Here is a 13,753-nt window from a genome sequence, read left to right as displayed (position 1 = left end):
CATCACGGATGGCGCGAGATCAGTCTCCGCGTTAATCATATATGTAAACGCAAGGCGCGAGCGACGATAATTCCGGATCAGCGCTGCAGACTTCCTCACTCTGCGCCAACGGCATCGCCTGAGTCGTAATATACATGTTCTAGATTTCGGGACTGGCTATGGCCAGCCGCATTCCCGCTCCCCAGGAGAACACCCGGCATGAAATCCGTTGTTTGCTCGCTTGCCTGTGCCATCGTGGCGGCGGCTTTCGCTTGGGCCGCCCCCAATACCGGCGACGCGTGGTCCGGGCCCGCGTTTCTCGATTAGCCGGACGAGATCACGGCTTGGGCGCCGAATGCAATTCACGCCGTTATGCTGTGCATAGCGCGGCCATGGGAACCTCGGCGCGTTAGGATGAGCCCAGGGATGAACTTTCCCGTTTCATCGTGTCGTCAATTGTTCTGCCGGTAATCCAACGCAACACCCGGAGGAGACTATGATGCGCCGATACCCGCTCGCCCTATTCATCGCATGCACGGTTCCATTGAGCCCGTCGCACGCGCAGCCGCCCGCGGTCCCCAAGCCACCCATTGCCGCGGACCGTGTCTATTTCCCGAACGCGTTGGAGCGATACGCCGCGGGAAAGCCGGTTCCACTGGTTGCCGTCTCCCTCGGACCGGCCATGGGGCGCCCGCGGCCCGCGTTGAAACTGGAGGGCAAGACCTTCAAGCAAGCGTTGTACGCCATTGCCGACGCCTACTCCGATCGCCTCGATCCGGACCCGCCGCCAACCGCAAAGGCAACATATGACGCCGGCCACGAGACACTGATTCCCGTTGCGCTGGGGGGCATCTGGACCATCGGCCGTGAACACCAGTGGCAGATCAACGAGCAGCCCAATGTGCCGGACGTGCTCGATGCCGTTACGCCCATGGTGCTCCTACCGCACTGGATGCGCACGCTCAGCGACGACCAACTTCGGAAGGCCACGGCGTCCGGCTTGCGCTTCGATGACCTCGGCAAGGAGCAGCAAACCGTCCTTCGCGCGGCGTTTCGCGCTCCGACAAGGCTTTTCACCGCCACTCCGCCCCCAACTTACGGTTCCGCACCGGGCCGTACGCGCGATTTCGACGGCATCCTACCCATCGAGAAGTGCTCCTTCTGGCTTCATCTCGCTTTCGACGACATCTACTTGCCGTCCGAAGCTGGGCACACACCCCCGGATGAGATCTACATCTATGGGCTGGATAGATCCGGCAAGATGATGAGTGTGCCGGAGTTCCCCACCGCGCCGAGTGGCTACACGTTTCCGATCCTGACATCCGTGCCCGCCAAGCTGAAAGCGGGCGACCTCGTTTTCGATGACAAGTCGCTCGACGCCCCCATTGGGGTGTCCGGGGTCCTGAAGCTGGACAAGGCCGTGGAGACCGCGGCCAAGGCGACCGGCCTGGCCCTGCGCGTGGATCCGCGCTTCGCCGGGTACAACGTGATGTTCATCGGCGATGCGAAATTGCGCTGCGGGGACGTGCTCCGCGTGATGGCGTTTGACGTTCAGGGGGCATGGCGGCGCGTGGGAGACGCTATCCTCCTGACCTTCGATCGCGAACCGCTTGCGCCAACGCTCGCCCGATGGAAAGAGCAGATAGACACGCTGAATAAGGACCGCGACGCGCTTCTCAACAAGATGCTGAGCCCAAAACCGGACGATTCCACGTTCGAGGAACGCCTCCTCCACCTTCTGCAGACGGACCCGGACGGACCGCCCGGACCCGACGCAGACCAGATAAACGGGATGGTGGAGAAAGCAAAAGGTCCCAATGGTCCGGCAGTGATTGAGCGGATGAAATTCGCGGACCTGACATCAGAACAACAGGCAGACGTTTTGCAAAGGATGCGGTCGGGCCGAAACGGCGATAGCCCGGATCCGGACTCGCCCATCGGGCAGCAGTTGCTACAAAAGGCCGAGGTGATGGACTTCGTGGTCCGGGCAACCGTGGAGGTTCCCAATCTGGGCCGCTACAAAGTGCAGAGCCTGTCTACGCGCGTTTCACCCTCCAGTATCGCCTTCGCGACTGCCAGGAAGGCTGGAGATTTCGATCCACCCGCGGTGAAGCCGGATGAGCCGATCGTCCTGACAGCGAAGACCCGCGCCGTGGCGGTTCCACCACTGTCGCGCTCGGAATGGCCACGGCTGTTCGCGCAGATGAAGCGCAAGGGCCTGAACACGCTCTATCTGCCGGTCCTGTGGGATGGATACACGCTGTACCCCAGCAAGCAGTTCCCGCTTTTGCCGACGGCAAAGGAAAAGGACGTACTGGCGGATGTCCTCTCCCAGGCGGCCGCTCAGAAGGTGCGCGTGGTAGCGGTATTGCACACGCTGGCTTGGCGGCACCCCGGCGGTGGCGACCTGCACTGGCTGCGCAAGCGGCCGGAGTTGGTTGACACGGACTGGAGCGGCCAGGGGCGGCGCGAATGGACGAACGCGCACCTGGCTCACCTCGCCGAGCACAACACATGGGACTATGGCCGGCTGTTCGGGGACGACGCTTTTCTCTTTTCGGACATGGTAAAGCCCTCCGACTCAACGGTCAGGGCTCGATTGCTTGGCGTCCTGGACGAGTTAAAGGGATATCGTGGGTTGTCGGGCGTTGCTTTCGCCGAGTGGTCGCGCGTCTCCGTGCCCCACTATTTTTCCTCCAGCCCTGGGATGTTGCTCTATGGTCCGCCGGCGCTCGGTTTTGGCGTGCCGCAACGGGCCGCCTTCATAAAGGAACATAGCACCGATCCCGGCGACTTCGGCACGTCATACTACTCGCCCATCCGCATTCCCACGTTCTCGGAGTACATCGATCTGAACGCTCTGGACAACGCCTGGTCCACGGTCCGCATGAAGGAGGACGGGTCGTTGCTGAAGGACCTGATAGCAGCGTCCAGGAAGTCGTGGCCGGGCAGGGTACATTTGTTTTCAGCGCTTGAAATCCAGCGACAGGAAGAGATGGACGCCATCCCCACGGCGGATGTCGCCATCTGCGCTGGATTCATTCCGATGCTGCAGAACCCCTCGGCCTACGCCTGGCTCGCGGCCCTTCCGGATCTGACAAGCGGCCTTCCTGACGCCGATGGCAAGGTGCCGGACCGCCTGAGCAGCCTGGTGAGGAGTCTGAATCAGTTGGCGGACGTACAAGAGCGATCCGGTCGCGGGCCGGGTGCCGGCGTGGTGCTGGATTTCCGCGCTGCCCCAAGCCTCCTCTGGGATGGTTTGGCTCGCCTGGAGAACGCCAAACTGGGGATGACGGAAGCGGCAATAATTACTGAAGCGGTTGTGAAGCATTAGTCTCGGCCGCCGCACCGTCATGGAAGCCGAAAGCCCTCATCGTTTTGCCTCTACGCGAGCCCTATCAAGGCTTTGGTTGCCGATCCAACCGCTGATTTCCGCATTCCCGCTCCCCAGGAGAAGACCCGGCATGAAATCCGTTGTTTGCTCGCTTGCCTGTGCCATCGTGGCGGCGCCTTTCGCGCAGGGCGCCGCAGTTGCGGCGGAACCGTGGTCCGGTCCGGCGTTCCTGGACAAGTTCGATGAGATCACCGTCTGGATTCCGCAGGCCGCGAAGGTTGGGGACGTTGCCGGTCGCATCCGGGTGCGCGTCGCCGGCAAGGAGGCCGCGGTCAAGGAAGTCGTCGGCGCGCAGAAGGCCGGCACGGGGCGCGATCCCAACAAGGTTGTGGTGGTGGGGACAATCCAGGCGGCGCTCGGCGGCACGGAATGGGATCCGACCGGCGCCACCGGAGGCATGTTCCACTCGAGCGACAACGTCTTCGAACTGGTAGTGAAACTTCGCGCGGGTCACTACGAGTACAAGGTCGCCCGCGGGGGGAGTTGGGACGAGAATTACGGGGCCGGCTTTGCGGACCACGGCGCCAACATCCCGATCGATGTGCCTTCGGAGCGCATTGTCCGGTTTGTCGTAGATTTTGAGCACAGGACGATCCGGGATTCCATTAACAACCCGGCGGAGGTGGCTGCTCCGGATTCGCTGCCCGTCCTGATCAATGTGCCCGCTTCCGCGCAGGAGGCGGCCTACGAGTCATTCCATGTGATTCTTGCCGATCCGCTCAAACCGCAGGACGTGGCTGAGACGATGACTGTGCAGGTTGGTGACGATCCGGTGCGGCCGGTTTTCGCGCGCGAGGTCCTGTCCAACCCAATTTTCGACTATCGAGGCACGGATCTGGGCTCGCGGTGGTCGGCGGCCTGTACCACATTCAAGGTCTGGAGCCCCGTTTCGAAGCGCGCCGACCTGCTGCTGTTCGGCTCGGCGAAATCGCCGACTGCCAGGACCATCGCGATGAAGCGCTCTCCCGCGTGCGTGTGGTACGCCACAGTGCGCGGGGACCTTCACGGCGCGTATTACCAGTACAGTTTCGAGTCGCGCGGTGGCGAGCGAATCGCAGCGGACATCAACGGCTACGCGGCCAGTCCCGACGCGAAACGGTCCATTGTCGTAGATCTTTCCCGGACGAATCCCCCGGGGTGGCCCGGGAAGCGGCCATTTGCCGGCCGGAAGGCAACGGACGCCGTTGTGTACGAAGTGCACGTCCGCGACTACACGATTGATCCCCAAAGCGGTGTCAAGCCGGAGTGGCGCGGCAAATACCTTGGTATGGTTGAGAAGGGGTCCCGAATTCCCGGCACGGCTTTCCCGACGGGCCTCGATTACCTGAAGGGCCTCGGCGTTACCCACGTCCAGATTCTACCCATGCAGGATTTCAACCCGGCGCATTCCGAAATGTACGGCTGGGGTTACGAGACGACGCTCTTCAACGTTCCGGAAGAGCAATACGCCGTCCGTCGCGAGGATCCGCTGGCCGCCATCCGCGAAGCCAAGAGCATGTTCATCGGCTTCCACCGCGCCGGCCTCGGGGCGATCATGGACGTGGTGTACAACCACACAGTTCCCAGCGAGGGCGACCAGTCGGCGTTTTGGCAGACTGTGCCGTATTACTACTTCCGGACCAATGACCGTGGTGACGTGCTGAACGAGTCCGGCGTGGGCAACGCGATGAACGACGACCACCCGATGGTCCGCAAGTTCGTGCGCGACAGCCTGGTCTATTGGGCGCGCGAGTACCGCGTGGACGGATTTCGCTTCGATCTGCTGGGGATGTTCACGCCGGAAACCGTTCGCGATCTTGCGAAAGCGATCCGCGCGGTGAACCCCGATGCCGTTATCACGGGCGAGCCGTGGACCGGAGGCGGCCCGACGCGCTTCGGGAAGGGCGCTCAGCGTGGCACGCCGGTCGCGGTGTTCAACGACAATTTCCGTGGGACGGTACGCGGCGAACTGGATGGTCCGGCGCCGGGCTTCGCGATGGGCGGGCCTGTGAATCGGCGGTCGCTGGAGAACGCCGTGACCGGCGCGATCGACGATTTCGCCGATGCCCCGGCGGAGTCGCTGAACTATGTTTCGGCGCACGATAATATGACTTTCCGCGACAAGGTGGCGCTCAGTATGCCCGATGCGGACGCCGGGACGAGGGAGTCCGCTGTTCGGCTGGCGTACGCGGCGGTGCTTTTGTCGCAGGGCATTCCCTTCCTTGAAGGCGGGGTTGAAATCGGGCGCACCAAGCGGATGAGCAACAACTCCTACAACGGCGGCGACGCGTTGAACCGGTACGATTGGTCGCGCGCCCCCGAGTACGCGGAGATGCACGACTACTTGCGCGGGCTCATCGCCCTGCGGCGCGCCCATCCCGCCTTTCGCCTGTGGAGCAAGACGCAGGTGAAGACTGCCCTCACGTTCCTGCCGGTCGAGACTACGCCGCCCGGGACCGTCGCGTTCCGCCTGGACGGCTCAAAGGTGGGCGACCCGTGGAAGGAAATCCTGGTGGTGCTCCACGGCAGCCGGCAGAGGGATGACATCGAACTGCCCAGCGGGCAATGGTCGGTCGCCTTGGGTGGAAGCGGAGCCGGCTCCGGCCAACCGGGGTCGGTGCAGGGCAAGCTGAAGCTGGAACCGCTGACGGCGTATGTGCTGCAACGGTAGTGTTGCGTCAAGGTAGCATCCCCTGGTAGTGTCGGCGTCCTCGCCGACAATCGGCCCGCAGGGCCCGCCAGCGAATGGGGAGGCGCTCCGCGCCCGCCAGCGAATAGGGAGGCGCTCCGCGCCCGCCAGCGAATCGGGAGGCACTCCGCGCCGTTGTCGGCGAGGACGCCGACACTACCGTGGCAGAAACATAGACCGTCCTTTGACGGGACACCGGGTTCAGAGCCGTATATTGACGGGCGTACAACAGCCGACGTCCCAGTCTTGCCCGATCAACGCAGGCACGGCATTGGCCATTCGCGCGGCGCATCCCCTACCATCCGGTTGAGTGCGGAACATCCGCGCGGCGGCGCGCGTCCCATTACCGTGCATACATCGATTCCACAAGGGGGGAAATGCCATGATCTGTCCACATTGTAACCAGGAAATCCCGGATGAAGGGTTCGCCTGTCCCAAATGCGGCAAGGCTTTACCGCGCGACCGGACGACGATGTCCGGCGCCCGGCCCGCGCCGCCCACCGTGACGCCGGTGACCGCTTCCCGCCGGCCGTACGCGCTCGCCGGAGTGCTCGCCGCCATCGTCCTTGTGCTGGGCATCGTGCTGTTCATGGCGCTCCGCAAGCCGGTGACACAGGCGAACACCGCGCTCCCTCCCCCCCCTGGCCCGCCGGTAACCGCAGCGCCGACCCCGGCCGCGCCGCTTCCGGGCCCTCCTGTCACAGAAGCTCCGCGCGCCCAGCCGCCGAAGCTCGCGCCCGAAGACCCGAACAAGAAAGCGGTGGAGGCGTACCTGCAGAAGGTCTCCTACATCGAGAAGGAGCGCCAGCGAGTGGTGAACGACCTCACCGTCGCGCTGTTCGCCATGGAGCTGCTGAAGGCGGGCGTCGGCAATCCGGTGCCGGAATCCATGAATTGGGTTTGGGGCGATGATCCCAGCGTGGAAGCCGCCGCCAAGGAAAAGAGCAAGACTGAGACGCCCGACCAGGCGCAGCAGGCGATCGGTTCCTACGTGGGCAAACTCAAGGCGCTGGACGACCAGCTCAAGGCCACGACCCCGATCCCCGCGCCGGCGATGCCGTTTGCCCAATCGTATAACAGCGCTTTCTACGAATACGCCGGCGCGATGATCCAGATCGGCCAGATCATGCAACAGGCGAAGGCGGATCCGGGCCAGGCGCAGGCGCTCGCGGGACAGTTGAGCGGCATGAAGGGCAGTCTGGGCTCGCGGAAAGACCGCGCGCTCGCCGCGGCGGACCAGCAGCTCACCGTTCTCTGCCAGAAATACGGTATCCAGAAGCCGTTCGACGTGACGGACACGCCCGCCGGCGGCGTGACGGGGATGTGATGACGAAGCGTGGCAGCGTATGGGAGACCGCCAGCCACCGGTTGAAGACGGTGCCTATGCGGGCGATGTCGGCTGAAGCCGACGCACGGAGACACCCGGCAGTCGGCTTCAGCCGACATTCAGGCGCCCAGCCACCGAATTCATTCGGTGGAGCGGTTCCGCTCGCGGGAGGCGGCTAAGGTGAGCTCTATCACCGGCGCTACGCGTGTCTATGGCGTCACAGGGTGGCCTGTGGAACACAGCTTGTCGCCCGCCATGCACAATGCCGCGTTCGCCGCGCTGGGCATGGATGCCGTCTACGTGCCATTCCCCATCGCCCTGGAGGAGTTGGATTCCGCTGTTCGCGGCCTCTTTGCCGCGGGCCTCGGCGGTTTAAACGTCACCGTGCCCCACAAGGAATCGATGCTGGCCGTCGTGGACGATCTCTCACCCGTCGCCGCCGCCGTGGGCGCGGTGAACACCGTCTGGATGGACCGCGGGGTGCTCCGCGGCGACAACACGGACGTCGCCGGGCTTCTCCGGGCCCTCGCGCGCGACGGCGTTCGCCTGGATGGCCTCACCGTCATTATCGGCGCGGGCGGCGCGGCCCGCGCCGCCGTTCAGGCGGTGATGCTGGAGGGCGGCGAGGCGATCATCCTCAATCGGACGGTGGATCGCGCGGAGTCCCTCGCCGCGGCGGTCAACACGATGTGGGAGCAGGAGCGCGTCCAGGCCCACGCGCTCTACGAGCAGGACGCCCGGGACGCGGTTGAAGACGCGAACGTTGTCATCAACTGCACCACAGTGGGCCTACGAGACGCCGATGCCACCCCTTTCCCTTGGACTGCGCACCTTCCCAACGACTGCTATGTGTTCGACACGATCTATGTCCCCGCCGAAACGCGCCTCGTGCGCGAAGTGCGCGCGCGCGGGTGCCGGGCGCGCAACGGCCTGGCGATGCTGGTGGAACAGGGCGCGGAGAGTTTCCGCATCTGGACCGGCGAGGAACCCGATGTAACCGAGATGGAGATCGCGGCCGGGGGAGCGTTGAACGCGGCGGGTTGAACACCGGATTTCGCCGCCGGACGTTTGCCTGGCAACTACCGCTTGTTCCGATGCGTTACAATTGGGTAAACGCATGAACGGCGCGGCGGCGCCTTGAGAGGAACACGGATCGATGATTGTCATTATGAATACGGGCGCCCGGCCCGAAGAAGTGGAAGCGGTAAAGCAGGAGATCACGAATCTCGGCCTGCGGCCTTTTGAAAACCCCGGCGTTGAGCGCAAGGTTATCGCGGTTCTCGGCGAAGTCGGGATGGACAAGGCCGAACTGGCGAATCACTTCAACGCGATGCCGGGCGTGGATCGCGCCGAACTGATCAGCAATCCCTGGAAGCTGGCCAGCCGCACCTATCATCCCGAAGACTCCATCGTAATGATCGGCGAGGCGAAATTCGGCGGGGGATATTCCTCGGTGGCCGCCGGGCCGTGCAGCGTGGAATCGCTCCCTCAGATGCGGCTGAGCGCCGACATCGTCAAAGCCGCCGGCGCGCGTGCCCTCCGGGGCGGCGCCTTCAAACCCCGAACGTCCCCCTACGCGTTCCAGGGGATGGGGGAGGAAGGGCTCAAGATTCTGGCGGAAGTGCGCGCCGAAACCGGTATGCCCGTCGTCACCGAAGTGATGTCGGAGACCGAGGTGGAGCTGGTGGACCGCTACGCGGACTGCCTGCAGATAGGGGCGCGAAACGTGCAGAATTACGCCCTGCTGAAAGCCGTGGGGCAGACGCGCACGCCGGTGATGCTGAAACGCGGCTTCGGCACCAAGATCAAGGATTTCGTGATGAGCGCAGAATACCTGATGGCCGGCGGCAACACGCAAGTGATCATGGTGGAGCGCGGCATCCAGACCTTCGAGGATTCCTGCCGCAACACCACGGACATCAACGCCATCCCGGTGCTGAAGAGCCTTACCCACCTTCCCATCGTCCTCGACCCGAGCCACGCGACCGGCAAATCGGCATACGTTCCGGCCATCGCCCGGGCCGGCCTGGCCGCCGGCTGTGATGGCCTGCTGATAGAGGTCCACCCGGACCCCGCGCACGCCGCCTCCGATGGCGCGCAAAGCCTCAACGGGCCGGCGTTCCAGACGCTGATGGACCAGCTGCGGCGGATCGCCGACGCCGTGGACCGCAAACTGTAGCCTGCCGGGGCGAGGGGCCCCCCGTTGCCCCGCTCCGCCTGGATAACACCGCCCCTCTCGCCATAACCGCGCCCGCTGATGGACGTGGCATCCCTTGTGGAACCCGCGTCCGGCGCCTGTCGCCGCGGCTTTGGCGTTCAACCGTTGAAAAGCGTGTCGTGACGCGATACCATGGGAGCTAGATGCAATACCGTTCGGTGAAGGGACCTGCCACGCCGAGCCCCGTGGGATACATCCCACGGACGTGAGAGCGCGAAATGGCCTTAACGGAACGTTATTGGAGCTAGACGCGGGGTTGTCCTGGAGGCACGAATCATGAACGCAGCGCGGATATTGGCGGCCGGCGCCATCGCGGGGTTGATGACAGGCGGCGCGGCACGCGCAGGCACCGTTGCCCTGACCGGCCCCGCCAATGCGTCGCCCGGCGGGACGGTGACCGTCTCAGTTACGCTGACGCCGGACCTCAACAATGTGTACGCGCTGCAGGCGGCGCTCACCTACGATCCGGTCGTCCTGACCCTGCTGCCCACCCAGGACACATCGGCCCCCCAATCCTATTGGACCGGCGCATCCACGCCGTTTCCGGGCGAGACGATTCCCAGGGACGCGGACCTCTTCCGGATGAACCCCTCGCAGCTGGGCGTTGTCGTTTTCGGATATGTGAAAAACCCGTCGAATCCGGCCGGATCATCGTCGAAAGTTGTGCCGGCCACTGCGCTCCGCCTGAGTTTCGCCGTGGCCCCCGGCGCGACAGGATCGACGACCGTGCGATTGGCGCCCTATACCGTGAACGGCCGGAGCATGCCGGAGCTCATCCTCGGCGCGTCGGATGGCGCCCCGATCGACGCCGGCGTGGGCGTCCCGCTGGTCATCACGTTCCGCATGCCGGGCGACGTCAACGGTGACGGCGTCGTGGGCCTCGGGGACGTGGTGATGGCGCTCCAGCTTTCGGGGGGCGTGCAGTTGGGCACGGGCGATCGGTCGAGCATCGTCAACGGCGACGTGTCTCCGGCCGGGGCGCCGGACGGCAAGGTGAAGGTGGACGATGCGATCCGCATCCTGCGCTTCATCCACGGTTTCGAGACGACGCTCAACTAGGCGCCAGGTGTCGGGTGTCGGGTGCCGGAATCCCGGACCCGCGCAAACACCCCACCATCCTCTCTCCCCCCCGGCCCTCAGCCCTCAGCCCTCAGCCCTCAGCCCTCAGCCCTCAGCCCTCAGCCCCCAACCCTCAGCCCCCGGCCCTCAGCCCTCGGCCCTCAGCCCTAATACTGGGAACGCGCCCGTCGGGCGGCGCGTCTCTACGCTGTGGCTGTGTGGGAAGACGGCCCGAAACGGGTACACTGTGGCCATTTGCCGGCCAGGGCCGGGAGGCCCATGGACGATAAGGAGAGTTCACGCGCGGTCCGAACCGGTTCAAGCATGAAGTTCATGTTTGAAATGCAGAAAAACCATGTAGGATTTGGCGTGTGACGCTTGTATATTTTACTGATAACACAAAAAGGGACTTGGCGCGCGCCTCGGAGGGGGTGGAACCTGGTGCAACGGCTTCAGCCAACGGGAGTCTGAGCAGGCCGGGGACGCAATGCCAAAGCCCTGGAAGAGATAGCGGCGTCCTCGCGGCCAACGGCGGGGAGCGGGCCGTCTATCACGTGTAATCCGTAGCATCACATCTTCCCTTTAAAGGAGAGAGCAACCAATGAGAAAGTATGTTGTGCCGATCGTTGCCCTGTTGGGCATCGCTCTGCTCACACCCCAGTCGAACGCGGCCAACTTGATTATTAAGAGCCGCGCGGCTTCGGCCGGAACTAACGTGATCTTGCCGGTCGCGGCGACAGCCATCGGCGGCACCACTCAGCTTTGGGGCCTGGACTTCACACTGAATTTCGACACCACCAAAGTCGGCGTCGGAACTGATCCGGGCGGCAATGGCTCGGCGTTCAGCCCGTTCCCCGTCGGCACCGAAGTGCCGGTTGTTGTTTCCGGCACCACGTTCGTGGGCACCGGCGCCACCAACCCGAACCTCTATGTCGGTATCGTCCGCGGGACCAGCCCGTTCGTCACCACGGCGAACGCGGTAGGCCAGCCGACGAGCTCCATCGGCCTTCTCCGCCTGACCCTGGCCGCAACCGGCCCGGTTGCCGGTGAAGTGATTGACCTGGCCGGCCCGGCGACCTACAACGTCGCGAACACGGGTGACGGCAGCACGACCAACAGCCGTGCGGGCAACACAGGCGCCACGTCCGATGCCACCGCCGGCTCAGCGGTCGTTGCCGAACCGGTGACGGTTCTGGCCACCATGCCGGTCTCCGGCACCGTAATGTCTGTTCCTCTGCACAAGATCGCCGTTGCCCCCGCGGGCCCTGGTGATGTTGTTGCCGGCGGCGGCATCGCGGTCGGCGACATCGCCAAGCTGGCCAACGGCCTGCTCGGCAAGTCGGCCATGACTGACTACAACAAGATCGCTGGCGACGTTGCACCGAACGGCGCGGGCTATGTGCCGCACACCAACTACGGTGGCACGGCCGGCCTGTCCTATGGGGACGGCACCATCTCTGTCGGCGACGTGGCGCTTCTGGCGAAGATGAAACTCGGCACCGCCACTAACGCCCCGGTGAACGAGTGACCTCGTGCACCTTATTATCCAGGAGAAGACAACAATGACAAGCATCAAGACCCTAGTAACGGCTGGCTTGTTGCTGGCCGGGGCCGCAGTGGCGTTTGCCGGCACGGATGCCTCCGTGAAGGTGCTCCCCGCGGCTACGCGAACGGGTACCGCCACCCTGCAGATTGTGGGTGACCTTGGTACGAACGGCGCTACCCAGCTGACGGGCGTGGAAGTACATCTGAAGTACGACACCACTAAGGTCACTTTCGGAGCGTTCACGCCTGCGGCGGGCTCTGACTGGGCCAACCAGGGCACGAGTAACACCGGTGGCGAGTTCGCCATCATCCTGACCAGCGGCGGCTCGGCCGCCGGCCCGGTTGGCACCATCGCCGTCACGCTGACTGGCGGAGCTTCCACCCTGACCAAGACAGTCGCTTCGGCGGTTTCTGATCAGGACTACAACACGTACTACACTCCGGCGGACACCAAGGTATCGGTGTTCACCGGCGCGCTCCGCACCGGCCTCGGCGCCATCGCGGGCGCTCCGTCCACGGGCCCCGGCAAAGTCGTTGCCGTCGCCGCGGGCACTTCCCTCAAGCTCCTCAACGCCGCTGACTTGACGGACGTTGCCGGATTCACGGCTCCCGCCGTGGGTTCCGTCACCGGCCGCCCCGTCTTCGGTATGGTTGGTACGCAGGCCGTCCTCGCCGTTGGTGATGACGCCGGCAAACTGACCATCGTTGACGCCGGAACCGGCGCCTCCGTTGCCGCCCTTGCGCTTGGCGCCAAGGTCAGCACCCCCGCTATCGCGGCCGACGGCATCTACGCCGCCGTAACCGCGGCAACCGGCCCGGCCTCGGTCGTGAAGGTTGTTAGCGGCGCATCCAACCCGTTCGCAACGCTCACGGGTACCTCCATTCTCGGCGCCCCGGCGGTCTTCGGCGGCTACGTAGCCGTCGGCACCGACGCCGGCCTTGAGATCCTGCGCCCGGACGGTGTCCATCAGGCCACCGTGGGCACATCCACAACCATCTCCCCGGTCATCGCCAATGGCGGCCTCGGCCTTTCCGCCAATGCCACCGATCTCCTTCCGTTCAACGCAGTGACCGGCAACGGGTCGGCAACGGTTGCCCATGGCGCCGGCGCCGTTTCCGAAGCGTGGTGGGACGGTAACTCCGTGATCTTCGGTACTTCTACCGGCAAGATCCTCACCGTAGACGTGACGACCGGCGTGCCGACGCTGAGTGGCACCCCGCTGACAAGCGGTTCCGCCATCACAGCTCAGCCGATCAGCCTGGGTGGCGTGACCTATGCCCAGGACGTCGCCGGCACCGTTGTTAGCAGCAGTGCCCTTGAAGTCGCCCTCGGCTCGCCCAGCGCCAAGGCGCTGGCCGCAACCGGCCGCACCGCCGGCACCGACAGCGTTATCGCTGCCACCGCCGATGGTACTGTTGGCGCAATCGCGTTCTAAACCCTTACGGGCTTGGAATCAAAACGGTAGAGGGGACTCGGTCAATGACCGAGTCCCCTCTACCGTTTTTTGACATGAGTCATCCCGATTTGTGCTGGACCGTGAATGAACGTGTACGCTCGGTCCG

General features: G+C 64.5%; 8 protein-coding genes. All 8 read left to right on the top strand.

What is annotated here, in order from left to right; translation table 11 throughout:
- The first annotated feature begins 475 nt into the window (after positions 1-475).
- The 8 genes from VGM51_04200 (at position 476) to VGM51_04165 (ending at position 13,626) form a co-directional block, all read left to right on the top strand.
- The gene (locus VGM51_04200) at positions 476-3,313 is read left to right on the top strand and encodes a hypothetical protein (GenBank protein HEY3412245.1); all 2,838 of its coding nucleotides are present in this window, start codon (positions 476-478) and stop codon (positions 3,311-3,313) included.
- Positions 3,314-3,443: 130 nt separating this feature from the next.
- Positions 3,444-6,023 carry a type I pullulanase gene (gene pulA / locus VGM51_04195; GenBank protein ID HEY3412244.1) on the top strand — a complete coding sequence of 860 codons (2,580 nt, stop codon included), beginning with the start codon at positions 3,444-3,446 and terminating at the stop codon, positions 6,021-6,023.
- Positions 6,024-6,423: 400 nt separating this feature from the next.
- Positions 6,424-7,368 carry a zinc ribbon domain-containing protein gene (locus tag VGM51_04190; protein ID HEY3412243.1) on the top strand — a complete coding sequence of 315 codons (945 nt, stop codon included), beginning with the start codon at positions 6,424-6,426 and terminating at the stop codon, positions 7,366-7,368.
- A gap of 180 nt (positions 7,369-7,548) precedes the next feature.
- On the top strand, positions 7,549-8,412 hold the full coding sequence (locus tag VGM51_04185; protein ID HEY3412242.1) for a shikimate dehydrogenase: 864 nt from the start codon (positions 7,549-7,551) through the stop codon (positions 8,410-8,412).
- 112 nt (positions 8,413-8,524) lie between these two features.
- The gene (gene aroF / locus VGM51_04180) at positions 8,525-9,547 is read left to right on the top strand and encodes a 3-deoxy-7-phosphoheptulonate synthase (protein HEY3412241.1); all 1,023 of its coding nucleotides are present in this window, start codon (positions 8,525-8,527) and stop codon (positions 9,545-9,547) included.
- Positions 9,548-9,862: 315 nt separating this feature from the next.
- The gene (locus VGM51_04175) at positions 9,863-10,645 is read left to right on the top strand and encodes a cohesin domain-containing protein (protein ID HEY3412240.1); all 783 of its coding nucleotides are present in this window, start codon (positions 9,863-9,865) and stop codon (positions 10,643-10,645) included.
- A 601-nt stretch (positions 10,646-11,246) separates the two neighbouring features.
- Positions 11,247-12,173: a hypothetical protein gene (locus VGM51_04170; GenBank protein ID HEY3412239.1), complete on the top strand. Its 927-nt coding sequence runs from the start codon at positions 11,247-11,249 to the stop codon at positions 12,171-12,173.
- A gap of 34 nt (positions 12,174-12,207) precedes the next feature.
- Entirely contained in the window at positions 12,208-13,626 is a 1,419-nt protein-coding gene (locus tag VGM51_04165; GenBank protein ID HEY3412238.1) for a hypothetical protein, read from the top strand.
- Positions 13,627-13,753: the final 127 nt, after the last annotated feature.

The sequence above is a fragment of the Armatimonadota bacterium genome (assembly GCA_036504095.1).
GTDB lineage: Bacteria > Armatimonadota > DTGP01 > JAKQQT01 > JAKQQT01 > DASXUL01.
This window is presented reverse-complemented; position numbering and strand designations above follow the sequence as displayed.

Excerpts from the sequence above, each read along its gene's own strand:
- VGM51_04175 (HEY3412240.1), top strand. The coding sequence starts at position 9,863 with ATGAACGCAGCGCGGATATTGGCGGCCGGCGCCATCGCGGGGTTGATG.
- pulA (HEY3412244.1), top strand. The coding sequence starts at position 3,444 with ATGAAATCCGTTGTTTGCTCGCTTGCCTGTGCCATCGTGGCGGCGCCT.
- VGM51_04190 (HEY3412243.1), top strand. The coding sequence starts at position 6,424 with ATGATCTGTCCACATTGTAACCAGGAAATCCCGGATGAAGGGTTCGCC.
- aroF (HEY3412241.1), top strand. The coding sequence starts at position 8,525 with ATGATTGTCATTATGAATACGGGCGCCCGGCCCGAAGAAGTGGAAGCG.
- VGM51_04165 (HEY3412238.1), top strand. The coding sequence starts at position 12,208 with ATGACAAGCATCAAGACCCTAGTAACGGCTGGCTTGTTGCTGGCCGGG.
- VGM51_04170 (HEY3412239.1), top strand. The coding sequence starts at position 11,247 with ATGAGAAAGTATGTTGTGCCGATCGTTGCCCTGTTGGGCATCGCTCTG.
- VGM51_04200 (HEY3412245.1), top strand. The coding sequence starts at position 476 with ATGATGCGCCGATACCCGCTCGCCCTATTCATCGCATGCACGGTTCCA.